Origin of the sequence: Fibrobacter sp. (assembly GCA_024399065.1) — a bacterium.
Lineage (GTDB): Bacteria > Fibrobacterota > Fibrobacteria > Fibrobacterales > Fibrobacteraceae > Fibrobacter.
The window spans coordinates 23,231-49,539 of the sequence record JAKSIB010000013.1 but is presented as its reverse complement, the minus strand read 5'-3'; the positions used below and the strand labels follow the sequence as shown (position 1 = coordinate 49,539).

Sequence of the window (26,309 nt, the reverse complement as noted above, 5' to 3'; positions counted from 1 at the left end):
AGAGCTAAGCATCTTTAAATTTGTCGTAAATAGAAGGGAGCTCGCTTTCGATTTCCATGAAAGCATTCACAACATCCGGGTCGAATTGTGTGCCACTTCCCTTTTTAATTTCGTTTACTGCAACATCGTGAGGGAACGGTTCCTTATACGGTCTGCGGGAAACTAGAGCATCGTACACGTCAGCCACAGCCATGAGGCGTGCGCCAACAGGAATCTCTGCGCCCTTCTTCTTTGTGGGATAGCCAAGACCATCCCAACGTTCGTGATGGTACAAAGTAATGTCTGCAGCAATCTTGATCAGGGGGTTTCCGCCAAGTTCGCGGGTTGCCCTGGTAAGCACGTCGAAACCGATTTGCGGATGTTCGCTCATGACGGCACGTTCGTTTTCATCCAGTCGGCCGGGTTTATGCAAAATTTCATCGGGAATACCCACTTTACCGATGTCATGAAGTGGAGCGGCACTTGCATAGAAATCAACAAAATCCTGGTTGGGAATGGCTTCTGCAAAATTGGGATGGACCCTAAGCTTGTTTGCAAGCATTTCAACGAGGACCTGGGTACGCTTAATGTGTTCACCGGTATCTGTATCGCGGTGTTCTGCCAAGGCACCCAAGCTGGTCAAAAGAACATTGACGGTTCTTCGGAGAGTCTTCGTCTGTTCGTTAACAATATCCTTGAGATGATCGCGCTGGTGCTTAAATTCAAGTTGGTTCTTAATACGGAGGCGAACCAAGTCCGGGTTGAAGGGCTTGGTAATGTAGTCTACAGCCCCAAGGTCGAGGCCGGTTTGTTCACTCTTGGAGTCGGCCTTTGCCGTCAAGAAAATCACCGGGGTATTATCCACAAGACCCTGGATTCGCATTTGCTTGAGAGTTTCGTAGCCGTCCATTTCGGGCATCATGACATCCAGAAGGATTAGATCCGGCTTCACCTTCTCTGTCAGCATGATGGCCTTTTTTCCGTTAAGGGCTACATACATGTCGTAGTCGTTAGAAAGGATACCCTCTAAGACTTCAATATTCGTCTTGGTATCGTCAACGACCAAAATTTTCGCTCTACCTAGTTCCATGGTCATAATATATGTACATAAATGCATCCACAATGAAATAAATCATTCTAGTTTATTCCAACTTGGAACAAAAAGTGGCTTTTTTAGCCTAAAAATCGGGATTTCTTATTTTTTTCTTATGCGTTTCATCACATTATGTGACTAGAACAGGCTCTCTGGAGCTTGATAAAGGCGTTGATGGGGTCTGCGTAGTTCCAGATTCCGCCTAAGGTAGCCACTCCGGCCAAGGGCAGCTTCTTGAAATCCGCCATGGTTTCGGGTTCTACCCCGCCCCAGGCGATTAAGGGAATTCTCACCGGTTCCTGAAGGGAATTGAGGATTGCGGAGTCTAAGGTTTTCACCGGTTCCAATGCGGAAAGAGGCTGGAAGAAGGGGCCGATGAGGGCTCCGCTGACCCAGTCCGGCAACTGGTTGTATTCTTCGAGACTATTGCAGAGGGCGACGCAGTTTACTCGCTTCCAGCATTCCGGAACCTCCCCCATGAGGCTGCGGGCCTCGGTGACGCATCCGCGGACATCCAGACGGTTGGCTAAGTCGGGGGTTCCACGAACCCAGATGCGGTCGCGGTATTCCATGGAAAGGCTCAGGAGCCAACGCTCGTATTCGTCGTCGGTAGCTCTCGGCTGACCGCCTCGGCTTCTCTTGTCCAGAATCAAGCGGGAAAGCCCCCGGCGGAACATCTCCTCGATGTCCTCGTATTCTGCAGAAAAACCATCTGGGCAGGTGACCAGCCAAAGTCTCAAATTTCTCGGTGTGCTTTCCATAGGCCAAAAGTTACAAATAAAACAATCTGCGTCGGTCTGAATAAAAAATTTTCAGGAAAAAATAGCCGTTTTAAGCACAAATAACAATTTTGTAAGCTTTTAAAAGCGAACTTTGCCTTCCGCAAGTCCGTTTTTCATCACACCTTTACACAGGACGTTAAAAAAATCGGTAATTTTTAGGAAAAATTTGAAAAAAGTTCGCTTTTCCTTAAAAAAACTAAGTAAATTTACGTTGGATTTTTGTAAAATCACGATTTTATATAACTAACACAATAATTGGAGACACACATGGCAAAGAAGATGATTGCGTGTGACGGTAACGAAGCTACCGCTAACGTTGCTTTTGCAGTTAGCGAAGTGGCAGCTATCTACCCGATTACACCGTCTAGCCCGATGGCTGAACACGCCGATAACTGGAGTGCAGCAGGCAAGAAGAATATTTGGGGTCAGGTTCCCCGCGTTTTTGAAATGCAGTCCGAAGGTGGCGCTGCCGGTACCGTTCACGGTGCTCTGCAGGCTGGTGCTCTGACCACTACCTTCACCGCTTCCCAGGGTCTTCTGTTGATGATCCCCAACATGTACAAGATCGCCGGCGAACTGACCCCGACCGTCTTCCATGTGACCGCCCGTGCTCTTGCTATGCAGGGCCTTTCTATTTTCGGTGACCACTCCGACATCATGGCTTGCCGCCAGACCGGTTTCGCTATGCTCGGCTCTTCCTCCGTTCAGGAATGCCAGGACATGGCTCTCGTGGCTCACGCTTCTACTCTCGAATCCCGCGTCCCGTTCGTTCACTTCTTCGACGGTTTCCGTACTTCTCACGAAGTCATGAAGATCGAAGCTCTCGAAGACGGCGTTATCCGTAGCGTCATCGACGAAAAGTATGTGAAGGCTTGCCGCGAACGCTGCCTCACTCCGGACCGCCCCACCATGCGCGGTACCGCTCAGAACCCGGACGTCTACTTCCAGGGCCGCGAAACCGTGAACCCCTTCTACAAGAAAGTTCCGGAAATCGTCCAGAAGTACATGGACAAGGTTGCATCCTTCACCGGTCGTCAGTACCACATTGTTGACTACGTTGGCGCACCCGATGCAGAACGCGTCATCATCTCCATGGGCTCTTCTACCTGCACCATCGGTGACACCGTTAAGTATCTCAACTCCAAGGGCGAAAAGGTCGGTCTCGTAAACGTACGTCTGTACCGTCCGTTCCCCATGGAAGCAGTTGTTGCTGCTCTCCCCAAGACCGTCAAGAAGATCGCTGTTCTCGACCGCTGCAAGGAACCGGGTTCCGCAGGCGAACCGCTCTTCCAGGACGCTCTTACCGCTGTTTCTGAAGCCGTCATGGCAGGCCAGATGGCTATGCCGAAGATGATCGGCGGCCGCTACGGTCTTTCCTCCAAGGAATTCACCCCGGCAATGGTCAAGGCTATCTTCGACGAACTTTCTCTCGAAGCTCCGCGCGCACGCTTCACCGTCGGTATCAACGACGACGTCTGCAACACCAGCCTCCCCATCGATCCGGACTTCAAGCTGGATTCCGACTTCTTCCAGGCCATGTTCTTCGGTCTGGGCTCCGACGGTACCGTTGGTGCAAACAAGAACTCCATCAAGATTATCGGTAACGAAACCGAAAACAACGCTCAGGGTTACTTCGTTTACGACTCCAAGAAGTCTGGTTCTATGACCACTTCTCACCTCCGTTTCGGTAAGAGCATCATCGACGCTCCGTACCTGATCGGTGAAAACGAAGCTGACTTCGTTGCTTGCCACCATACTCCGCATCTCGAATCCGTGGACATGCTGAAGTATGCAAAGCAGGGCGCAACCTTCCTGGTCAACACCCCGCACTCCGCTGAAACCGTCTGGGATACTTTCCCCCGTCCGGTTCAGGAAGTCATCATCAAGAAGCAGCTCAAGGTTTATGTGATCGACGCATACGCAGTGGCTGCTAAGACCGGCATGGGTCGTCGCATCAACACTGTGATGCAGACCTGCTTCTTCTCTAAGCTGGGCAACGTTCTTGATTCTGATACTGCTATCAAGTACATCAAGAAGTACGCAGAAAAGACTTACGCCAAGAAGGGTATGGAAGTGGTCCAGAAGAACTGGGACGCTATCGATGCTTCTCTTGCAAACCTCTTCGAAGTCAAGGTTCCGGCCGCTGTTACCAGCACCAAGGAATTCCGCGCTCCGATCCACGGCAACGCTCCTGCATTCGTCAACGAAGTGACTGCAGAAATCATCAAGGGCAACGGCGAAAAGCTCCCCGTTTCCAAGATGCCTTGCGACGGTGTATTCCCCACCGGTACCACCAAGTACGAAAAGCGCGACCTGGCCCTGAACATCCCGTCCTGGAATCCGGACGCTTGCGTTCAGTGCGGCAAGTGCGCTATGGTCTGCCCCCACGCTGCTATCCGCGTGAAGGTTGTGGACGAATCCGCTGTTGCTAACGCACCGGAAGGCTTCAAGTTCACCGCTGCCAAGGGCTTCAAGCTCGAAGGCTCCGAAAAGCCCGTATTCGCAATCTCCGTCTCCAGCTACGACTGTACTGGTTGCGGCGTCTGTACTCAGGCTTGTATCGGTAAGGACAAGAACGAAGAAGGCAAGAAGGCCATCAACATGGTGCCGCAGGAACCCATCAAGGTTCAGGAAGGCAAGTGCTGGGACTTCTTCGTTGACCTCCCCGAATTTGACCGCACCAAGGTTAACAAGAACCTTGTCAAGCAGGCTATGCTCCTCGAACCTCTGTTCGAATTCTCCGGCTCCTGCGCAGGCTGTGGCGAAACCGCTTACGTCCGTCTCGTTTCTCAGCTCTTCGGTGACCGCATGGTTGTAGCAAACGCAACTGGCTGCTCTTCCATTTACGGTGGTAACCTCCCCACTACTCCGTGGGCAAAGAACAAGGAAGGCCGTGGTCCGGCTTGGGCTAACAGCTTGTTCGAAGACAACGCTGAATTCGGTCTCGGTATGCGTCTTGCAATCACCAAGCATGCAAACCAGGCTGTAAGCCTCCTCGAAGCAGTGAACGTTCCTGCCGAACTCAAGGCTAAGCTCACTTCTCAGGATCAGTCCGACGAAGCAGGCATCCAGGCTCAGCGCGCTAACGTTGCTGAACTGAAGGCAGCTCTCGCTGGTGCAACCGACGAAGCTTCCGTAAGCCTCCGCGACGAATTCGCAGACTACCTGGTCAAGAAGTCCGTATGGATCTTCGGTGGTGACGGTTGGGCATACGACATCGGTTACGGTGGTCTCGACCACGTCATGGCAACCGGTGAAAATGTGAACATCTGCGTCCTCGACACTGAAGTTTACTCCAACACTGGTGGACAGGCTTCCAAGTCCACCAACCGTGGCGCCGTCGCCCTCTTCGCTGCCGCTGGTAAGCGCGCTGGCAAGAAGGACCTCGGTCTTATCGCCATGAGCTACAAGAATGTGTACGTTGGCCGTATCGCCATCGGCGCAAACGACGCTCAGGCCCTGAAGGTTCTCCAGGAAGCAGAAGCTCACAATGGTCCGTCTCTGATCATCTGCTACTGCCCCTGCATCAACCACGGCTTCGATCTCAACAGCCAGCTGGAACACCAGAAGATGGCTGTGGATTCCGGTTACTGGACTCTGCTCCGCTACAACCCGGCTCTCGCCGCCGAAGGCAAGGCACCCCTTGTTCTCGACTCCAAGGCCCCGACTATTCCGGTTGCAGAATACATCTACACCGAAAACCGCTACAAGCAGCTCACCCGTAACAACCCGGAAGTTGCTAAGAAGCTGGCCGAAGACCTCCAGAAGGAAGTGGATGCACGCTTTGCATTCTACACCGCAATGTCTCAGGACACTGAAGGTTTGATTAGCCTGTAATCAAGGCTAAAGCCTAACGGTTAAAAAGGGACTCCTCGCAAGAGGAGCCCTTTTTTTGTTTATTCAAGCCAAACGTTGTTGCCTCATAAAAGTCCTCCTCCCCCACCGAAGAATTTGCACATAGCGCGACTCGTCTACTCATCGGCGGACTTTTGTTTGAACGAGCCCCTCAATACAAAAAAGCAGGGCGGTCAAATGACCGTCCTGTTCTGGATAGATATATGAATTTCTAATCGCTTAGCGCAGAATTACTTCATAACCTTGAAGGTCTTGTTGCCGACCATCACCAGGAATGCACCGCGGTTTGCAAAGCGCACTTCCTGAGAAGCAGAGCCAACCTTGGAACGCATCATCACGCGGCCGTTCATGTCGGTAACGGTGATGTTGCTGCCAACCTTTGCATTTTCAATCACGATAGAGCTGTTGGTGGACCACACACGTGCGCCAGTCAAAGACTTCACGGAAGAATTGATGGCGAGAGAAGTATCCTTGGTGGTTGTGTCAATAGAAGCCTGAGTAGACTTGCCAGAAATGGTCACTTCGTAGAGCTTGCAACCTTCGAAGGCATTGATGGTGGTTTCCTTGTCGTAGGTAACGCCATTGTATTCGTTGCCGTCAATAGACTTCTTTTCCACGGTCGGCTTCGGCTTCCAGATCTTGAAAGTACCAGACAGGTGGAGCATGGAGAGGTAATGAACCAAACCATCGTAGTAGCGATACTGACCGGTCATGAGGCTAGCATCCCAAGCCATCTTGAGGTTCTTCTTGATAGCAGCTTCATAGGAAGGATCATTCATCAAAGCATAGGTTGCCACAGCATTGGCACCAGTTTCGCCCAAGGTGTAACTTTCACGAGGATTGGAGCCATCCCAGTTGAAACGAGCGTGCTTATAGCCATCCTTTTCAAAGAAGTTGATGATACGCTTAGCCATTTCTTCTTGGCGAGAAGCATCGGCACCGAACAGATAGTAGTCCATACCGAAGTTCATGGCACAACGCATGGCATCGTACATATACTTGTCAGCGTCGCCGTTGAAGCTTACTCCATGGGGAGTACCATCGAAGTTATTGTAGTCAGTGAACAAGCCTGACTGGCTGTTGGAAGACTTGTACAAGTGATCGCGGGTAGCCTTAGTTGCCTTGGCCCAGTTATCTTGCTGCTTGGTAGACCAGCGAGCGAAAAGATCCAGGTAAGCCGGCAGGTCATAAGACGGATCAGAGAAATCGGTGTTGCCCTGAGTCGGCTGGAAGGTAACGATGTAGTTGCCCTGATTGAAGAGCTTGTGGTTATAGTTGCTCCACATCTTGTCCAGGATGTACTGAGCATCTTCCATATACTGAGAATTGTCCCAACGGTTTGCAGCAAAGAGGAGAGACATCATGAAGTAAAGTTCGCCATCGGGTGCGCAGTTATCGTCGCCACCCTGACCATTGTCGCCACGCTTCCAGGCAAAGTAGCCGTCCCAGTCACCGCTCTTATGCCACATGTGGTTCTTGGCCCAATTCCAAAGCTTGTCAAATTCTTCCTTGTGTCCAGTCTGCACGGCAATCATCATACCGTAAGACATACCTTCGGAACGGACATCGTTATTGTTGATATCCTTGATATAAGCTTCGTTACCATTTTCGTAGTAGACCTTGGAATTGTTATCACCCTTGAAGTAGTGATTCCAAAGCTGATCCATCTTTTCCTGGATTTCAGCGTCGGTCTTACCCAAGTAGGTCTTGAAGGGGCTGGTGTAGTCACCGGTATAATATGCACCAGAGTAGTTGGTCTGATCGCAATCCGGGCCGAAGTAAGCGCCGTCATCAAAGAAAGACGGAGCGGTGTAGATAGTTTCTGCTGCAGAGGCTACGGTTGCGCCAAGCAGCAAGCTGAGAGAGAGAGTAGAGAGTTTTTTCATAGTCATGCCCTAAAATTAAACACCAACCAAAAAGATGTTTAGAGGAATAGGAAAGAAAGAGTTGTACGGTTTTACAACAGTTGCTTGAATTTTGTTGAAAAATTTTTTTAGAAAAATGAAGAAAAATAAGGCATTCGCCTTGACAAGGTTTATTCTTATTTCTATATATGGGTCGTTCGGTTGAAAAGCCTAACAAACCACTGGGGTGGTAGCTCAATTTTGGTTAGAGCACCGGCCTGTCACGCCGGAGGTTGCGAGTTCAAGCCTCGTCTATCCCGCTAAAAAGGATCTCTGAAAAGAGATCCTTTTTTGCATTTATACCCTACGCAAGATAGAAAGACCACAAAAAAAAACGCCCGTTTTACCGAGCGTCTATTCCATGCGTCATCTTAATCCGCCATAGTGTAGAAGGGCGTTTCGTCCTTGGTGCGAAACTCGTGCTTTTCGTAGTAGCCGATAAGTTCGCCGTTTTCGTCACGGAGGGCGATCATGTAGCCGTCCTTGTTCTGCTTTTCGTTGAAGAAGGTGTGCACCCAGTTGTGGGACTTGTCCGCCAGGAACCAGGCCATCACCTTGAGGATTTTCTCCTGGGATTCCGGGCTGTGGCACTTAAGCAAGTTGCGGCCGATGAGAGCGGCTCCCCCACGCTTGGCCTGTGCTTCGCAAGCCTTCGGATTCATATAGATGATTTCGTGCTTTAAATTGCAGATGACAATGGCGGTATCGTCCTGATCTAGAACGGACTTGAAAAACGGATTAAGCATTCATTAACCTGGAATCAAAATCGCGGGATATTTCGCGGTAGAAGGTGAAAGACTTGCCTTCGACCTTCTTGCTTTGATAAGTACAGTCGTCGGCCTGCTTGTACAATGTATCGAAGTCAATATTAGAATCTTTTCTGAAGAAAGAGGCACCAATACTTACGGATATCTTGTAATCCGGGATTTCATCAATGAGAATCCTCTCAATTTCCGCAAAGAGTCGGCCGATAGCCAACATGCCCTGTTCTTCTGAGCCCACCTTGTTCAGGAAGGCCACGTATTCGTCTCCACCAAGTCGCAACAGAATATCTTCGTCGCGGAAGGTAGTCTGCATTGCCTCGGCCACAGCGATAATTACCTTGTCGCCAACCTGATGGCCATAATTGTCGTTGACGCTTTTGAAGTTGTCTATATCGAAAAGGCAAAGCATGCCAGGCTTGTTTGCCAGGAGCGCCTGCTTGATTTTGTTGACGCCTCCGACGCGGTTGTAGAGGCCGGTCATCAAGTCCGTTTCGGCGGCGGTGATAAGTTCGTTTTCCTTGTTCTTCTGCTCGTTGATATTTTCGATAGCGAAGATAATCTGTTCCGGAACCCGTCCCTTGGAAGTGGGACCCACGGCCACATAACGGCCTCGACACCAGCCAAGACGCTTGCCGAAAAATTCCTGGGTTACAGTGCGCCTGCCCTTCAAAGATTCCGCCACGGCAGGAATATCACAGTAGTGCAAAATTGCGTCCTGACAAGACTCGTCAATGGCATCCTTCATAGCCAGGCGAAGCTGCTTGCCAAAGTCCTCATGGGCATCGAATTCCACCATGTTAGTCTTGTTGATTATGGCACGGAAGGCTCCGGATTTCACATCAATCTGAACAACCGTAATGTAGATGTCGGCCATGGCTTGGATATAGTGATTAAGCTCTTCATCGCCATTCAGTTCGGCCACCTTGTTTTCCAGAACAAAACGTTCGAACTTCATTCGGCTCATGTAGGAGCCCACCACAAGGCCAATAAAGCCGTAAATGACCACGTCCAGAATATCCAACACGAGAATATCAGCGGGCTTGAACTGTATTGCCAAGTGGATGAAAACCAGATCCAGCACAGCAGCGCAAATAAAGGCTCTGTAAGGGCGGTCCGTGAAAATCAGCGGGGTGAGCATCTGCATCACCAAAAGGGAAACGGTAATGCGATCAGGCGATGTTACAAAGGCGATATAGAGGCCAAAGGCCAGCAACACGCTATTGAACAAGTACATGAGGAAAAGAACCGTTTTCGGGCTCTTCTTGGTCACAAACCGTGTTGCAACAAAGATTCCTGCACAAAGGAGCGCGGCAGAGGAGTATGCTATGACATTGCTGTTCAAGGAGGCCACGGCTGAAACCGCAGAAATAATGAACATGATCGTAAAAAAGGCCACACCCATGAGAGCGTAGGCCCCCAGGGATTTCTTGTTGCTTTCGGAGACCGCGTCGTTGACCTTCGCAAGCTCGACAGGGTCCACCTTGGCGTAAAGCAAATAATTCTTAATCCATTTGAGCATGTGGAATTACAAACATCCTTTTTATACTGTATACAAAACAAAATCTACTATATAAATGGGAAATTTTATGGATTTTGCCTAAAAAACAAACAATTTCGGTAGAAAATGCGTTCTACATCACACAAAAAAAGGCCACCCCGAAAAAAATCGGGAGTGACCTAATAAGTGGTTAGTAAACAGTGGTTAGTAAACAGTAGTTAAATTACATTCCTAACCACTAACCACCAACCACTAATCACTAAACTAGCAACCGAGCTTTGCAGCCAGGTATGCTTCCAGTTCGTCGATCTTCACCAGTTCCTGCTTCATGGAGTCACGTTCACGGACAGTGACGTAGCCAAGCTTTGCCGGATCGGATTCGCCTTCGCCAACGGTGTCGAAGTCAACGGTGACGCAGAACGGAGTACCCAGTTCGTCCTGACGGCGGTAACGCTTACCGATGGACTGAGTTTCGTCGTATTCCACGTTCCAGCGCTGGAGCAGCTGTTCGTAAAGTTCTTCGGCCTTAGCCTTGACCTGGCCCTTCTTCACCAGCGGGAGAACGGCAACCTTCACCGGAGCAACCTTCGGGTCGAAGTGGAGAACGGTACGTTCATCGTTTTCCAGCTTCTGGACTTCGTAAGCGTCGCAGAGGAGAACGAGGAGCAAGCGTTCCACACCGAGGGACGGTTCCACAACGTAAGGAACGTAGCGGGTGTTCTTCACCGGATCAATGTATTCCTGCTTGACCTTGGATTCGTTCTGGTGAGCAGTCAAGTCGAAGTTGGTACGGCTTGCGATACCCCACAGTTCGCCCCAACCGAACGGGAATTCGTATTCGACGTCGGTGGTACCGTTGGAGTAGTGAGAAAGTTCTTCCTTGGCATGTTCGCGGAGGCGGAGCTTGGATTCGTTCACGCCAAGATCCTTGATGAGCCAGTTGAAGCAGTACTTACGCCAGAAGTTGTACCAATCAAGTTCGGTGCCCGGTTCGCAGAAGAATTCCAATTCCATCTGTTCGAATTCGCGGGTACGGAAGATGAAGTTACCCGGGGTAATTTCGTTACGGAAGGACTTACCGATCTGGCCAACGCCAAACGGGATGCGGGGGCGGACGTTGTCAACGATGTTCTTGAAGTCAACGAAGATACCCTGAGCGGTTTCCGGACGGAGATAAACCTTGTTGCCTTCGCCTTCGATAACGCCGATTTCGGTCTGGAACATGAGGTTAAATGCGCGGGGCTTGGTGAATTCGGTCTTGCCGCAGGACGGGCATTCGATCTTGTTTTCCACCATCATTTCGGCAATCTGGTCAAAGTTCTTGCCGGCGCAGCAGCCGTCACCCAGCTTTTCTTCGAGGAGGTGGTCTGCACGGAAACGTTCGTGGCAAGCGAGGCAGTCAACCAGCGGGTCAGAGAAGTTACCCACGTGGCCGGAAGCCTTCCAAACGCGGGGGTTCAAAAGAATAGAACTGTCGAGGCCCAACACATCCTTACGGCTGGTAACGAACTTCTTCCACCAGAGGTTCTTGATGTTGCGTTTCAGTTCAACACCGTACGGACCGTAGTCCCAAGTGTTGGCCAGGCCGTCATAAATTTCGGAACCCGGGAAAATGAAACCGCGGCGCTTGCAGAGGGAAATGATGTCTTTGAGGGCGTCTTGAACTTTCTTTGCCATTTTATATATCCTTTTTCGGCCAACCTTCTTTGAGGCATATCCTTGGGCCGGACTAGGAACCTACCTGGATGATAGGCCCTGACGGCGGAAAATATAGAAAAAAACTTACATAAGTGACAAACCGGGGGAAATAACTTATCTTTGCCCTCATACTTATGAATTTGAAAAGACTCGCCATATTCTGCACATTGCCCGTAGCCCTTTGGGCCAACGAGGGTGATTCTGCTAATTTGACTGAATCTGTGCAAGATTCTGCTTCCGTAACCACAGAAGTTGTGGCAGACAAGGTTACCGAAAGCGAATTCTCTGGAAACGCCTCCTTGGATTCCGCTGACGCAGGCAACGTGGATGCCCCGGCTTCCGCAATTGCCGACTCCCCCGCCTCCGAAGACGCAGTGGCAGCAGCCGACACCACCACCGATTCCGCCGACAACCAGGAAGCCGACGACGAAAAGGAAATGTCCCAGGAAGAGGCCGATGCCGAACTGGCTGCAGCCATGGGTTCCGCCATGGATAGCCTCCAGCAGGATTCCGCAAAGCTTTCCAACAAGCTGGTGTTGGACATGACCACCGCCTTTATTCCCACCGAAAGCCGCCGCATCGCTGGCCCCTACGGCATGAGAACCTACCGTATGCACCGCGGCGTTGACTTGGGCCTCTGCCACGGCGAAGACCGCACCATCGTGGCGGCATTCTCCGGCAAGGTAAAGCTGGTCCGCAATCAGGGTCGTCGCAAGGGTTACGGCAAGTACGTGATTATCGACCACGGCAATGGCCTTACCACCCTCTATGCCCATTTGGCTAGCTGGAAGGTGAATATCGGTGACGAAGTGCAGGCTGGCGATACTATCGGTATTGGCGGTAATACAGGCCGATCCTTTGGCGCACACCTCCACTTTGAAATGAAGTACAATGGCGTCTACATCGACCCCACCACCGTATTCAATTTCCAGGAAGGATCCTTCGTCAGTGCCATGGCTGAAATCGATCAGAATCAGATTCAGGCTGTAGAAGACGAATACCAGAAGGAACTCTCCAAGCACCGTTACTACAAGGTCCGTAGCGGCGACTGCCTGGGAAAAATCGCCAAGAAGTACGGCATATCCATTACCAAGCTGAAAAAGCTGAACAACATCAAGGGAAACATGATCCGCCCGGGCCAAGTGCTAAGATGTTCTTAAGGTGCGAGGCTTGAGGCCCCAGGCCTCGGGTTTAAACAATCCAAAGCAATTAAAAACGACGCGGTCCGAAGACTGCGCCGTTTTTTTTGACAAACAACTTTTTGCACGACGTATAGTAACTATGCAACCCTCTTATTAAATCACGCTATAGTCCACTTTTTAATATAGCAAAATCAATAACTAAGGCATTTGTTGAAGTTCTTTTTATTTGTAAAAACATTCCAACGACATTCTTTAAAATTTTCATGGAAAAGAGCATAGAAATACTCATACAAATAAATATACTCATCAAGTTCCTTATTCATTTTCATTTCGTTGTCTATACAACCTGGGGGAACCATCTTAATAATTTTATTTTCTCCGGATTTATTGCGACGTATGATACTAAAAACATTCCAATTACATTGTACGCCACGCCTTGAATAAAGATATAGAGGTGATTTTACAGTACCTGAAATAGACATGCGATTTTCATCCATAAACTTTTGAAGCAGTGCGTATAAGCTATCGGATATTTGCGACTTTGAAGTACATTTTTCCATAAAATCGTCCTTGTCTTTCCAAATATATTTCTTAAGACACTTCCGGCATTTATAAATCTCAGGAGCCTCACAAGGATACGGCAACAAGCGAAGCATATTTAATTTTCTTGAATTATTTGCAACAAAAGCGATAACAACACCATCGCCTGGGCCATAACTATGGGAATGGTTGTACATTCCCATAGTTATATAAAAGCCATCTTGATCGGGCAGAAGTTGCGAAGTTTCAAAAAATTCCTTCACATGCACAGCAAGATACTTAACGTCATCAAAATAATCCTGTGTTATCAGCTCTGTTTTATAATTTTCTCCATCAGCAAAAGCAATGTCATCTTTCGCCAGAGCGCAAACATTAAAAGCTAACAGAAAGACAATAAAAAATTTCATTTTCATACTGGACTTGTAGATTTTTTTATAGAGGGTTTTCCGCAAGCCATATTCATTAATCTGACGTTTTAAATATACGCTTTTTTCGTATCCATCGTCGGAGCAAATTCGGGTAAAGAAAATTATTCCCTGGCTTGATTGACAATTCTATCGTAGGCCTTGAGAATGGCGTCGTGGCTTAGGGTGCCGATGACTTCCCCACTTTCGTCCTTGACGCAAAGTTCCTGAATCTTGTTGTTCACGAAGATGCGAAGCGCGGTGTGGAGGTCTGTGGTGTCCGTAAGCATGGGAGCCTTTACGGTACAGTCTGAAATGAGCAAATGCTGGATCAAGTCCGGAGAGGAAATGTAGGCGGTCTTCACCACGGACATATCCAAAAGACCGATGTAACGGCCCTGATCGAACACCGGATAGACGTAGTTGACTTCAATATCCTTCAGTACGTCAGCCAGGGAATCCTCTGCCTTGAGGACCTTCATATCGCAATGCTCAATGACTTCGCCTACGGTGGTGATTCGCAGAATATCCTGGTCGATATCGCCGCGGTGTGCGGGGCTAGCAAACTTGTTCTGGACCTGGCTCTTGTAAATGCTCCAGGGGCGTGAGAAGGCAATGTGCATCACGGCGGCAATCAAAAGGCCCGGCAAAAGGCTGTAGCTTCCGGTCATTTCGCAGACCATGACCACGCCTGCAATAGGAGCCTTGGCTGCACCGGCAAAGAATGCGCCCATGCCCACCAGAATGAACATTTCAGGGTTACGGAGAACGCCCGGGGCAATCAGTTCGATAACGCCAGCGAAGGCTGCACCAAGAACACCGCCAATGAAAAGGGAGGGACCGAACACGCCGCCTGATCCGCCGGAACCCACCGTAAGAGCTGTAGCGATAATTTTTGCAAGCACAATAGCCAGCAAAATGAAAACGCCAAGAACCGTATGGGGCATCATGTCGTGCATGATTTCGGTGATGAATTCAAAGCCACCGCCAGCCACTTCGGGGTAAGCCCAGATAATGGCAGAAACGCAAGCGCCACCTACAGCAGGCTTAATCCAGTTGGGTTTGTTCCACTTGGCAAACCTGGTTTCGGATTCGTTATAGCAGCGAACATACAGGTAGGAGAACGGGAAGCAAAGAATGCCCAGGAAGGCGCAGGCCAAAAGTTCCGCACCATTGGTGAAGGGGAAAACCGGCACATCAGCGATGGCAGGGGCCGTTCCCACAAACGCAATATAGACCGTAAAGGCCACGACGGAGGAAATAATGGAAGTGGCAAACGCGTTGGATTCAAAGTCCTCGCGATACAGGACTTCGACGGAGGTCAATGCCCCCGAAAGAGGAGCCTTAAAGATAGCGCCCAAGCCCGCAGCAGTGCCCGCCAGGGTGAACTGCCCCCGCAGCGATCGCGGGACCTTAAAGAACTTGCAGATAGTGGAAGCTACACCAGAACCAATCTGGGAAACAGGGCCTTCGTAGCCGGCGCTTCCGCCTGTAGAAAGGGTAATAATGCTGGTGATGAACTTGACGGGAGCCACGCGCTTACGGATCTTTCCGCCTTCGTGATGGAAGGCCTTGATCATGTTGTCGGTGCCCTGCCCCGCTGTTTCGGGAGCGTCAGCCAGCCTATAGATGATAAAGCCAACAATCAAGCCGCCAATGGCCGGCATAATGGCGAAGGTCCACCAAGGGAGTGCATCCTCCCCTGTCCATGGTCCACGAATCCATGCGCTGGTGCTTTCCAAGCCAAAATGGAAAGCCACCGCCACAAGACCTGTAACGCAGCCAATAACCGCTGCCAAGAAAATCTTGGGCAGGTATCCGTTAATAACGAAAAACTTGGCAAAGCGCTGTTGGAGGTTTATCACAGACCCAAATTTAAAAAAAAGAGCCTCGCTCGGCATAACCGAACGAGGTTCTTGACAAGGTATTTTCCCGAAGCGAGCTCACGAGCGACCTCGTGCCTCGAACCTCGAGCCTATTAGCTCACCAGCATCATGGAGAACACCATGACGAACAAGGCAACGGTTTCACCCACGCCAAGCACCATCAGGTAGTTCACCAGGCCCTTACCGGTTTCACCGAGGGCGTTGCAAGCATCAGCAGCACTCTTACCGACGTACCATGCAGAAGCAAGCATACCGATACCGCCGAAAATACCTACGCCGAGATAAGCGGCCCAGTTTTCGGGAGCAGCAGCAGACTTGTTCAGGATGTACATCATGAGAAGCATGCCGTAAATCGTCTGAGCGATAGGCGCACCCACGAAGATAAGAAGCGTAAAGAGCGCATTCTTACCCTTCAGGTAAGCCTTCTTCCAGGCTCCGATAGCAGCCATGCCGGCTGTACCGCAACCCATGGCAGAACCCATAGCAGCGAGACCGAGAGCGGCCACTGCACCGAGCTTTGCCAAGGTTAAAAGCTGTTCATTATCCATAAAGTTGCTCCTTTAGGATTAAAGCACCATCATGGAGAACACGAGCACGAACAAAGCCACGGTTTCGACGATACCGAGAACCATGAGGTCGTTCACCATGCCCTTGCCGGTTTCACCGAGGGAGTCGCAAGCCACTGCACCAGCCTTACCCTGGTACCAAGCGGAGCACATCATGCCGAGACCACCGAAGATACCTGCACCGAGGCAGCCGCCCCAGTTGGTAAAGCCTTCAGCAGCAGCGCTGCTCAAGATGAAGTTCATGAGAAGCATGCCGTAAATGGTCTGGGAAATCGGAGCACCGACGAACACGAGCAGAGTGAAGAGAGCACCCTTGCCCTGTGCGTAAGCCTTCTTCCATACGGTAATTGCAGACATACCTGCAGTACCGCAACCAAGGGCAGAGCCCATTGCTGCAATGCCGAGAGCAGCAGCTGCGCCCATCTTAGCGAGAGTCACCATTGTATTCGGTTCCATTTTTTTATCCTCATTAATTAGCGGGAATTATCCCTTGGTTTAATTTTTTTGCTTGGCGAACGGAGTAAAAGCGAAGCCGCTCCATTCAAGGTTCAAGCCATTTGAAAATTCAAGTGTATTAAGACGTACTGCATGAACTGCCACACCCATGACGGCGAGGGCGATATTCAGGCCATGTACGAACAGAAGGATCAAAGCAGCGCCTGCAATGCCGATGGCGGAGCCAAACAGCGGAGAGAGCATGCCATTGAAAGCTTCGGCGATGGCGGCACCAGACATACCCACTGCAAAGAGACGGATATAGCTGATGACATCGGTAAAGCTGTTCACAATGTCCAACACGAGCATGGGGATGCTGATGAAGTCCTGCTTGAGGCGGCTAGGCGGCACAGAGAACAGGAGCAGAAGCACCACTTCCACGATGAACATGGGAATGACGAAGCCAGGCATTTCGATACCAAGCACCATGTTGCAAGCGAGGAAGAACATCACCCAGGCACCCATGAGCCAGCCCACCTGAGCCATGAAGGTGGAGGACTTGCGCTTGAAGCGAACCACCACGTTCCATGCGTGAGCAATGGTCAGGTGAACCACAGCAATGCAGAAGCAGAACAGCTGAATGTGCTGCATCTGGCTTGCGCCGGCGGCCTTCGGAATGAATGTTGCAGGCAAGGCGGTAAAGCCTTCGCAGAACTGCTTGTAGACTTCGAAGCGGGCCGGATCCGTGGGAGCAGTACTGCGAATCCAGTAGAGCGCATTACGGATGGGTTCCGGGAGGAAATTGTAGTTGGCAATATCCAGATAGTAGCTCCATCCAGCAATTTCCGGGGTAAAGCCCAGGAAGCTTGCGTTGATGACGCCCCACAGAATGGTTGCGCCACTCATCAGGTAGATGAAATGGAATGCGGCGGAATTTGCCTTAGGCATCTTCTTGCGGGCAAACAATGCAAGACCGAGGAACAGGAGACCATATGCGGTATCGCCCACGATCATTGCAAAGAATATGCTGAAGAAGCAAAGGAACACGGAGCTGACGTCCACTTCATTATAGCCCGGAGAAATACCGATAATGTCGTAGAGGCACTGCATGGGCTTGGTAAGCTTGTTATAGCCCAGAAGAGTCGGAACATTATCTTCTTCGGTGGGATCGTCTACCAGGAGGCCCCAACCGTTCTTCTTGGCGGCAGCCTGAAGTTCGGCAATGCGGGGAGCCGGGCAGAAGCCCTGAAGTGCAGCGACGTTACTGTCGCCGACCATGCCGGCAGCAGTTTCAGCCATTTTATAATCGTCGGTAACTTCGGAAAGGCGGCTTTCGATCTGGTTCTTGACGCCGGAAAGCTCACCGAGGCGCTTTTCTACGCGAGCAAGCGTTGCCTTGGCATTTGCTTCCATTTCGCGGTATTCTGCCAGAGACTTGGCCGGCATAGCGATTTCGCTATAGTGGCCAGTCACAGCCACAGGAGCTTCGCCCGTGCTGAATACGGCGTAATAGGTACCGTTGTCGTCGGAACCGAATTCCTTGATAGAGCCTGCGCCATCCACATCAAAAGAGTCCACTCTTACGTCAGCCACATAGAGCTTGACGAAGACACCCTTCTGTGCCAGGGCAGAAACAGTAGCCGGATCCAGATTGCCAAACTTTGCAAGCTTGGAAAGTTCTTCTTCGGCCTGTTCCTTGTCGGCTTCAGCCTGCTTGGAATCTGCCATCAACTGCTGGATTTCATCCACCAGAGATACACCAGAAACGGAAGCGTCGGAAGCCATGGCGGTAACGCCCTTGGGAGCCTTTTCCGGAACGTTTTCAAGAGCCTTCTGAACACGGGTCAGTTCGCCCTTGGCTGCGTTCAACTTGGATCCTGCGGCGGCTTGGAGCGGAGTCACGTGGATGATTTCCATGGCGCGGAGAGCGGCCAGGGATTCATCGACGGCATCAGCCACCGTAAGGATGGTAACTTTTTTCATCGGGGTAATCATGCGGCTGCCCCCTCTGCTTGTGCATCCTGTGCAGCGGCACGAGCCGTGGACTTACCCTTGGCAAGCTTGGAGCGTGCAACGCCAGAAGTCTGCTGGTCACCCAGGAAGATGTTGATCTTACGGATGTTGTCCTTGGCTTCCGGAATCTTAACCTTCTCGAAGAGGTTAACGCGCTGGCTGGTGGTGCGGAGTTCCATGGAAAGCAGTTCGTACTGCTTTTCAAGAACACGACGTTCCAGGCGCAGAGAGATAAGACCCTGCAGGGAACGGATACCGTCATCAAGCCAAACCGGCGTTGTAAAGAAGTCCGGGATGCTGATATTAAAGTCTACCCCATCGAATGTCGGGATGCGAACACCGGCGATGTTTCCTTCGCCCTGACGCACTTCCTTCACCGACAGGTATTTCGACCAGTCGATAGGTTCGGCATACAGCGAAATCCAGGAAGCCATGCTCTTACGGAGCTTGTCTTCCTCCTCGCGCTTTGCCATCACCCTCTCCTGGAGCGTACGCATTTCCATCTGCAGCTGCTGCTTCTTGAGCAACAACGTGGGCAGATAGCGCTGGAAGCGCTTCAATGCGTCGCGTTCCGCCTTGAGGGCGTTTTTGGTTAACTTGACCTTCGCCATATTACCCCTTCTTGGGCCAATACTGATTGATCATCTTGGAAGGAATACCGGTTTCTTCAGGTTCGAAGCAGTCTGCGAGGATTGCCCAACCCAAGTCGAGAGCCTGTTCCAGCGGAATGTTCACGGAAAGGTCCATCATTTCCTTTTCGAAACGCTGACCGTACTTCAAGAGCTTCTGGTCCCAGTTACTCATGTTGAAGCCCATGGACTGCTTTTCCAAGGTTTCCTTGTAGGAAGCGTAAAGCTGAATCATGGTGTTCATGATGGTACGGTGGTCGCTACGGGTCTTACCGTTCACCTGCTGCTTCAAACGAGACAGAGAACCGAACGGTTCGATACGGCCCTTACGGAGATAGAACTGACCTTCGGTAATGTAACCGGTGTTATCCGGAACCGGGTGGGTCACGTCATCGCCCGGCATGGTGGTCACGGCGAGGATGGTAATGGAACCAGCGTCGGTGAAGTCCACAGCCTTTTCGTAGCGGCTAGCGAGAGAAGAGTAGAGATCGCCAGGATAACCACGGTTAGACGGAATCTGTTCCATGGTAATGGCGATTTCCTTCATGGCGTCTGCAAAGTTGGTCATATCGGTCAAAAGAACGAGAACGTTCTTGCCTTCGGTTGCAAACTTTTCTGCAACAGCGAGAGATGCATCAGGCACCAGCAAGCATTCCACGATGGGGTCAGATGCGGTGTGCATGAACATCACGGTACGGCTGAGGGCACCATTCTTTTCCAAGAAGTCCTTCAGGTACAGGTAGTCATCGTGCTTAAGGCCCATACCGCCGAGAACGATCACGTCAACTTCAGCCTGCAAAGCGATACGAGCAAGCAATTCGTTGTACGGTTCACCAGCGATAGAGAAAATCGGGAGCTTCTGGGAAACGACGAGAGTGTTGAACACGTCGATCATCGGGATACCGGTACGCACCATGGTCTTGGGGATCACGCGCTTTGCCGGGTTCACAGAGGGGCCACCAATGGTAATGCGTTCGCCGTCAACTTCCGGACCGTTGTCGCGGGGCTGACCAGCACCGTTAAATACGCGGCCGAGGAGAGCTTCGGAATAGGGAACCTTCATGGGTTCACCGAGGAAGCGAACTTCGGAGTCGGTAGAAACGCCACGGGCACCGGCGAAGACCTGAAGGTCAACCATGTCGCCATCGATACGGATCACGCGAGCGAGAGAAGTACCGAAAGAGCTAGTGACCTGAGCCAGTTCCTGGTTTGCAACGCCCTGGGCGCGCAAAGAAATCACAGAACCAGCGATGCGTTCAATACGATGGTAAGCAACATTATGCATTGACAGTTACCTCCTTAACGGAAGCGGAAATACTTGCTTCGATATCCTTGAATTCAGCGGAATCCATGGCGACGCGGTTCCAGTCCTTGGTAGCCTGGGTAAGCTTCAGGAAGAAGGTACGAGCCACGTCCTTTTCTGCGAAGGACATCGGAGTCTTCAAAATGGAATAGACCTTGTCGAATACGTACTTCTGACGGTCGCCAGTGCAAGCTGCATCGATTTCGTGGTAGGCGTCCTGCTGCAGGTAGACGGAGTCGAGGTATTCGGACTTGAGGTAAGTGATAAAGTCTTCGATAGAAGTACCTTCTTCGCCCACCACCTTCATCATGTTGTTGACGTCAACGCCAGCAGCGAGGATGTGACGAGCATCGGCAACCTTCTTGGAATCGATGATGCCTTCGTACTTGGACCAGGAATCCAACGGGTGGATTGCCGGGAAGCGGCGCTGGTCGGAACGTTCACGAGAAAGGCCGAGGAATGCGCCCACCACCTTAAGGGTAGCCTGGGTCACGGGTTCTTCGAAGTTACCACCTGCCGGAGAAACGGAACCGCCGATGGTCACGGAACCAGTGGAGCCATCCTTCAGGCGAACAACGCCACCGCGTTCGTAGAAGGCTGCGATCACAGATTCGAGGTAAGCCGGGAAGGCTTCTTCACCCGGAATTTCTTCCAAGCGGCCGCTCATTTCACGGAGAGCCTGAGCCCAACGGGAAGTAGAGTCAGCAAGGAGCAACACGTTCAAGCCCATCTGGCGGTAGTATTCAGCCAGGGTCACGCCAGTGTAAACGGAAGCTTCACGAGCAGCCACCGGCATGGAAGAAGTGTTACAAATAATCAAGGTACGTTCCATGAGGGAGCGACCGGTACGGGGGTCGATCAATTCAGGGAATTCGCGAAGGGTTTCCACCACTTCACCTGCACGTTCACCACAAGCGGCGAGGATCACGATGTCCACGTCAGCGTAACGGCTCATGAGCTGCTGAAGCACGGTCTTACCGGCACCGAAAGGACCCGGAGTACAGAAGGTACCACCCTGCATCACAGGGAAGAAGGTATCCACAATGCGCTGCTGCATGGTCAGCGGCTTGGTGGGGCGGAGACGTTCTTCGAAAGCCTTGATCGGCATCTTCACCGGCCAGGTCTGGACCATCTTGATTTCAATCTTTTCGCCCTTTTCGTTCTTGACTACTGCGACGACGTCTTCAACGACATGTTCGCCAGCGGCAACGACAGATTCGACGGTAACCTTACCGAGAACCTTGAACGGCACCATGATGCGGTGAGTGAAAACGCCTTCCGGTACGGTACCGATGGTGTCACCAGCAACGAGAACGTCACCCGGCTTAGCAACCGGAGTGAAAGCCCACTTCTTGTCACGGGGAAGTGCCGGCAGGTACTTACCGCGCTGCAGGAAGAAGCCGCACTGTTCTGCAAGTTCAGGCAGCGGATTCTGAAGACCATCAAACACCTGGGTCAAAAGGCCCGGGCCCAATTCAACGGAAAGAAGTTCGCCGGTGAATTCAACTTCGTCGCCAGCCTTGAGGCCGGTGGTGTCTTCGAACACCTGAAGTTCTGCGTAGTCGCCGCGGATACGGATGACTTCGCTCTTCAGCGGAATAATTTCGGATTTGCCGTCAGCTGTCTTGGAAGGCAGCTTGGCGTATGCCACTTCGTTTTGAGACACGGCGCTTTCGAACTTGACGCGAATCAAGTTACCGTTGACGCCGATGATTTTTCCGATACTAGCCATTGAAAATGGACCTCCGGTCATTCCTGCACGTAGGCAGGATCGTTTGCATTAATAACTTTGATAACAGCTTCGTCGCCGGCCTTTTCAGAAAGGCGGGCCCAACGTGCACAAATCTGGAGCTTGATAGCATAAGCGTAGACGTGCTTCACAGTACCCTCCCCTACACCGGCGAGAGTATCTACGAGCCAGAAACGAGCCTTGTCAATGTCCTGCTCTTTTTCAATAGGACTTGCCTTGGCGAACGCATCTGAAATCATCTTGGCGAAAGTGACGTCGTAGCCAGGGAAGGAACGTTCGCTGAAACGAACTTCGGGGCCCCAAGCCTGAGCACGGAGCCTACCGGAAACGTTCTTCATCTGGATTTCGTGAGCCTGGTAGGCTGCAACGAATTCATCGTCAGATTCTTCGCCATTCAAAAGCGCGTCGAGAGCTTCCAACTCAGGCTGGTCGAGAACGCCTTCGCAACGGCTACGGAATTCATCCATAGTCAGCGGGGGCACGTCACCCAGTTCCAGCATGGGAAGCGACGACATTAAGTAAGATGGAGCGCTCATTGATAGCCTTTAATTACTTAGCCTGTGCTGCAGCGTTGACAACCTTTGCAAGCTGCGGACGGAGCAATGCGGAAAGAGCATCAGCCATTGCTGCGGAAGTAAATTCGTGGCTAACCTTGCCACCTTCGAGCTTGACGCGGAAGCCAAACTTGACACCCTTATCGCTTTCGACCTTGACGCCGCCAGCAACCTGCTTAGCAAATTCGCCAGTGACGAAGGAAGCGAGCTTCTTGGCATCGGCTTCGGAGAGGTCAACTTCCACATCGGAAGTGTAGCTCTTGGCAACAGCAAGGAGCATTTCCTTGACAGTAGATTCGTCCAGAGACTTTTCAACCTGGAGGGAGAGGAGGTCAAGAATCATCTTTTCGAGGTTCTTGCCTACAGAGAGGAGAAGATCGCGAGCAGACTGTTCGAGAGTACGTTCGCTACGTTCTGTAAATGCTTCTGCGTCCTTATCGGCCTTGGCAAGCTTTGCCTGGGCTTCTTCTTCAGCTGCCTTCACGATTTCAGCAGCCTTTTCCTTAGCCTTTGCAATGATTGCTGCAGCTTCGTTTTCAGCTTTATCGACGGCATCCTTCTGGATGCGTTCCATAAGGTATTGCAGATCTTCTGCCATATTATTTGTCTCCAATAAAAACGTTATCCATCCAAGTTCCATATATGCATGCGCACAGCACAAAACATCCCATACGGGACCCGATAGCATAAATTGACGATACCAATATACAAGTATTTTTTAGAAACGAACCAATTTTTTAACGTTTTTTTCAAAAAAAGTCAAATTTTGCCGATGAAGCACCATTTTTCGCCGATGAAACGACAACGAGCATGACATTTTTTACAAAATTTTTCAACAATTGCCTTTTTTGCGCCAAAAACCATAATTTATAGCGAATAAACTCATAATTTTTCGTGATAAGTAGCACTTGGAATCCATTGATCGACACAAACGAGAAAAATGAAGTCAAAACAGGCAGTTTTTTATAAGGAAGCCATCAAATACAGTTCTCTTTTTCTACATTTCACCCCGTAAATTTTTTATCCAAAGGGTAATACAATGAAACGTACTCATAACTGCGGCCAGCTCCGTAAGGAAGATGTTGGCCAGACCGTAACTCTCTGTGGTTGGGTGGACCGTCGCCGTGACCACGGTGGTGTGATTTTTGTTGACCTCCGCGACAAGTATGGCAAGACCCAGATTGTGTTCAATCCGGACTACAATGCCGACGTTATCAAGAATGCAGAAACCCTCCGTAACGAATACGTGATTTGCGTTACCGGTAAGGTCTATGCCCGTGAAGAAGGCAATGCCAACGAAAAGCTGGCTACCGGCGACATCGAAGTAAAGATCAGCGAACTCGAAATTCTGAACGCTGCCCAGACTTCTCCTTTGGCTATTAACGACCCCAACGAAGAATGTAAGGAAAACGACGACCTCCGCCTCCAGTACCGTTACCTGGACCTCCGTCGCCCGTGGATCCAGAAGAAGCTCATGCTCAAGAGCCGCTTCCTCCGCGCTGTCTACGACTTCTTCTATGAAAATGGTTTCGAAAACATCGAAACTCCGGTTCTCTGTAAGTCTACTCCGGAAGGCGCACGTGACTACCTGGTTCCCTCTCGTGTGAACGCTGGTAAGTTCTACGCTCTCCCCCAGTCTCCGCAGCAGTACAAGCAGCTCCTCATGATCGCAGGCATGGACCGCTACTTCCAGATTGCCAAGTGCTTCCGTGACGAAGACCTCCGTGCCGACCGTCAGCCGGAATTCACCCAGATCGACGTGGAAATGTCCTTCGTGGACCAGGACGACGTGATGGGCATGTTCGACAAGTTCGTTACCGAAGTTCTCGGTAAGGTTTGGAACTTCGAACCTCCCAAGAAGATCCGTCGCATGAAGTGGGCTGAAGCTATGCTCAAGTACGGTTCCGATAAGCCGGACCTTCGCTTCGACCTGGAAATCCATGACGTTTCCGAAATCGGTGCCAAGAGCGAATTCGGCGTGTTCAAGAACTGCGTTGCCGCTGGTGGCAAGATCCGCGGTATCGCTGCTAAGGGCTGCGTTGACTTCACCCGTAAGCAGATCGACGAACTCACCGCCTACGTTGCAAAGTACGGTTCCAAGGGTCTCGTATGGATGCGCGTCAAGGAAAATGACGAAGTTGAAACTCAGGTCGGTAAGTTCTTCACTACCGAACAGCTCAACGAACTCCGCGATGCAGTCGGCGCTAAGTGCGGCGACATGATGTTCTTCATCGCAGGTCCCGAAAAGATTGCTGCAACCGCTATGGGTCAGCTCCGTCTCGAAGTCGCTCGCATCAAGGGCCTCCGCGACCCGAAGAAGCGCGAATTCGTTTGGATCACCGAATTCCCGATGTTCGAATACAGCGACACCGAAGGCCGCTACATGGCTATGCACCACCCGTTCACCAACCCGCTGCCTGAACATCTGGACATGATGCTCTCCGGCAACCTGAAGGATTGCAACGCTGAAGCATACGACCTCGTTCTTAACGGTGTTGAAATCGGTGGCGGTTCCGTCCGTATCCACAACCCCGAAGTTCAGGAAAAGGTCTTCCGTCTCCTCGGTCTTACCGAAGAACAGGTTAAGGAAAAGTTCGGCTTCTTCGTCGACGCCTTCAAGTATGGCGCTCCTCCCCATGGTGGTCTCGCCTTCGGTCTCGACCGCGTTGTTGCAACTATGGAAGGTGAAGAATCCATCCGTGACTTCATCGCATTCCCGAAGAACACCAGCGCTTCTAGCCCCATGGACCAGTGCCCCAGCGACGTCGACCTGCAGCAGCTGCAGGACATCCACATCGCTGTGCAGATGCCCAAGAAGGCTTAATCGTTCTTTCAACGGAACTTTTAAAAAGTCGCGAGGTTTACGCCCCGCGGCTTTTTTATTTTTGTCTTTGTGAACAAACTCATTTACAGAAAAAACGTACTGATTATCTGGGGAATCCTGGAAGTGATTCTTTCAATCATCTGTGTTGTGATGATGAAGCTGAAGGCTCCCTATACGCCCCAAGGATTTCTCATTGACCAAAACTTTTTGAGTAATTTGGTTCAGTACAAGTATTATGACGCCTTACAGGATACGGCTGCAGGTCTTATTGCGCTTACAGGTTTAGGCTTTGTACTCTTTATCATTGAATTTGTAAGAGTACGTCGCAATCCCGCAAAGTCCTTTAACGAAAAATGGTTTTTCGCAGGAGTTTTGTTCGCGCCCCTAGTTGGCATTATAATATTCACTACTCCAATAAACAAAAATTTATCCATTAAATCTGACCAGCCCGCTTTTGTCCAAAGAGAATTTATCATAGACAAGCAAGCATCTGAATCCAAACGAAGCCACACTTACACTTTCGTATTCAACAGCGGCACCAAAGTGGATGTGAGCAAAGACGAGTATATAGTCACACCCCTGGGAATGGAATATTTCATCGTCTATCAAGGCGATTTAGACATTGGATTCTACCCTACCGACAAGTACCAACTGAAAGTCAAATAAAGTCGGTATATTATATTTTGTAAA

General features: G+C 50.7%; 19 protein-coding genes, 1 tRNA gene and 2 pseudogenes. 6 read left to right on the top strand and 16 right to left on the bottom strand.

The features are described from left to right. Positions 1 to 4: 4 nt before the first annotated feature. Both MJZ25_08160 and MJZ25_08155 read right to left on the bottom strand, forming a co-directional pair. On the bottom strand, positions 5 to 1,069 hold the full coding sequence (locus MJZ25_08160; GenBank protein MCQ2124142.1) for a response regulator: 1,065 nt from the start codon (positions 1,067 to 1,069) through the stop codon (positions 5 to 7). A 128-nt stretch (positions 1,070 to 1,197) separates the two neighbouring features. Next, complete coding sequence (locus MJZ25_08155) at positions 1,198 to 1,833, bottom strand: hypothetical protein (protein MCQ2124141.1); 636 nt, start codon at positions 1,831 to 1,833, stop codon at positions 1,198 to 1,200. A gap of 288 nt (positions 1,834 to 2,121) precedes the next feature. Here MJZ25_08155 and nifJ point away from each other — a divergent pair, with 288 nt between their 5' ends. Then, on the top strand, positions 2,122 to 5,691 hold the full coding sequence (gene nifJ, locus MJZ25_08150; GenBank protein ID MCQ2124140.1) for a pyruvate:ferredoxin (flavodoxin) oxidoreductase: 3,570 nt from the start codon (positions 2,122 to 2,124) through the stop codon (positions 5,689 to 5,691). Between the two features lie 248 nt (positions 5,692 to 5,939). On the opposite strand, the gene MJZ25_08145 is transcribed toward nifJ, so the two are convergent. Then, positions 5,940 to 7,601, bottom strand: coding sequence for a glycosyl hydrolase family 8 (locus MJZ25_08145; protein ID MCQ2124139.1), 1,662 nt, complete (start codon positions 7,599 to 7,601; stop codon positions 5,940 to 5,942). Positions 7,602 to 7,797: 196 nt separating this feature from the next. Here MJZ25_08145 and MJZ25_08140 point away from each other — a divergent pair. Beyond that, positions 7,798 to 7,873: transfer RNA gene (locus tag MJZ25_08140), tRNA-Asp, on the top strand. Positions 7,874 to 7,984: 111 nt separating this feature from the next. On the opposite strand, the gene MJZ25_08135 is transcribed toward MJZ25_08140, so the two are convergent. From MJZ25_08135 to MJZ25_08125, 3 genes are all read right to left on the bottom strand, one after another. After that, entirely contained in the window at positions 7,985 to 8,359 is a 375-nt protein-coding gene (locus MJZ25_08135; GenBank protein MCQ2124138.1) for a PAS domain-containing protein, read from the bottom strand. Beyond that, positions 8,352 to 9,896 (bottom strand): GGDEF domain-containing protein, encoded by a 1,545-nt coding sequence (locus MJZ25_08130; GenBank protein ID MCQ2124137.1) that lies wholly within the window; start codon positions 9,894 to 9,896, stop codon positions 8,352 to 8,354. Before MJZ25_08130 ends, MJZ25_08135 begins: the two co-directional genes overlap by 8 nt. A 243-nt stretch (positions 9,897 to 10,139) precedes the next feature. Next, positions 10,140 to 11,552 (bottom strand): glycine--tRNA ligase, encoded by a 1,413-nt coding sequence (locus MJZ25_08125; GenBank protein MCQ2124136.1) that lies wholly within the window; start codon positions 11,550 to 11,552, stop codon positions 10,140 to 10,142. Between the two features lie 632 nt (positions 11,553 to 12,184). Here MJZ25_08125 and MJZ25_08120 point away from each other — a divergent pair. After that, positions 12,185 to 12,424: pseudogene (locus MJZ25_08120) on the top strand (M23 family metallopeptidase). A 177-nt stretch (positions 12,425 to 12,601) separates the two neighbouring features. Beyond that, positions 12,602 to 12,724: pseudogene (locus MJZ25_08115) on the top strand (LysM peptidoglycan-binding domain-containing protein). A 182-nt stretch (positions 12,725 to 12,906) separates the two neighbouring features. Here MJZ25_08115 and MJZ25_08110 read toward each other — a convergent pair. From MJZ25_08110 to MJZ25_08065, 10 genes are all read right to left on the bottom strand, one after another. Then, positions 12,907 to 13,668 (bottom strand): hypothetical protein, encoded by a 762-nt coding sequence (locus tag MJZ25_08110; protein MCQ2124135.1) that lies wholly within the window; start codon positions 13,666 to 13,668, stop codon positions 12,907 to 12,909. 116 nt (positions 13,669 to 13,784) lie between these two features. Beyond that, a complete protein-coding gene (locus MJZ25_08105; GenBank protein ID MCQ2124134.1) occupies positions 13,785 to 15,524 on the bottom strand; it encodes a chloride channel protein in 1,740 nt (579 codons plus the stop codon). Between the two features lie 113 nt (positions 15,525 to 15,637). Further along, positions 15,638 to 16,093 (bottom strand): V-type ATP synthase subunit K, encoded by a 456-nt coding sequence (locus MJZ25_08100; GenBank protein ID MCQ2124133.1) that lies wholly within the window; start codon positions 16,091 to 16,093, stop codon positions 15,638 to 15,640. Positions 16,094 to 16,111: 18 nt separating this feature from the next. Then, on the bottom strand, positions 16,112 to 16,567 hold the full coding sequence (locus MJZ25_08095) for a V-type ATP synthase subunit K (GenBank protein MCQ2124132.1): 456 nt from the start codon (positions 16,565 to 16,567) through the stop codon (positions 16,112 to 16,114). Between the two features lie 39 nt (positions 16,568 to 16,606). After that, positions 16,607 to 18,541, bottom strand: coding sequence for an ATPase (locus MJZ25_08090; GenBank protein ID MCQ2124131.1), 1,935 nt, complete (start codon positions 18,539 to 18,541; stop codon positions 16,607 to 16,609). After that, the gene (locus MJZ25_08085) at positions 18,538 to 19,170 is read right to left on the bottom strand and encodes a V-type ATP synthase subunit D (GenBank protein MCQ2124130.1); all 633 of its coding nucleotides are present in this window, start codon (positions 19,168 to 19,170) and stop codon (positions 18,538 to 18,540) included. Before MJZ25_08085 ends, MJZ25_08090 begins: the two co-directional genes overlap by 4 nt. Before the next feature lies 1 nt (position 19,171). Then, a complete protein-coding gene (locus tag MJZ25_08080; protein ID MCQ2124129.1) occupies positions 19,172 to 20,473 on the bottom strand; it encodes a V-type ATP synthase subunit B in 1,302 nt (433 codons plus the stop codon). Then, complete coding sequence (locus tag MJZ25_08075) at positions 20,466 to 22,223, bottom strand: V-type ATP synthase subunit A (protein ID MCQ2124128.1); 1,758 nt, start codon at positions 22,221 to 22,223, stop codon at positions 20,466 to 20,468. Before MJZ25_08075 ends, MJZ25_08080 begins: the two co-directional genes overlap by 8 nt. A gap of 17 nt (positions 22,224 to 22,240) precedes the next feature. Then, the gene (locus tag MJZ25_08070; protein MCQ2124127.1) at positions 22,241 to 22,777 is read right to left on the bottom strand and encodes a DUF2764 family protein; all 537 of its coding nucleotides are present in this window, start codon (positions 22,775 to 22,777) and stop codon (positions 22,241 to 22,243) included. 13 nt (positions 22,778 to 22,790) lie between these two features. Continuing rightward, a complete protein-coding gene (locus tag MJZ25_08065) occupies positions 22,791 to 23,393 on the bottom strand; it encodes an ATPase (GenBank protein ID MCQ2124126.1) in 603 nt (200 codons plus the stop codon). Positions 23,394 to 23,834: 441 nt separating this feature from the next. Between MJZ25_08065 and aspS the strand changes: the two genes are divergently transcribed. Both aspS and MJZ25_08055 read left to right on the top strand, forming a co-directional pair. Continuing rightward, positions 23,835 to 25,619, top strand: a complete 1,785-nt coding sequence (gene aspS, locus MJZ25_08060) for an aspartate--tRNA ligase (protein ID MCQ2124125.1) — start codon at positions 23,835 to 23,837, stop codon at positions 25,617 to 25,619. Between the two features lie 69 nt (positions 25,620 to 25,688). Next, a complete protein-coding gene (locus MJZ25_08055) occupies positions 25,689 to 26,285 on the top strand; it encodes a hypothetical protein (protein MCQ2124124.1) in 597 nt (198 codons plus the stop codon). Positions 26,286 to 26,309 lie beyond the last annotated feature (24 nt).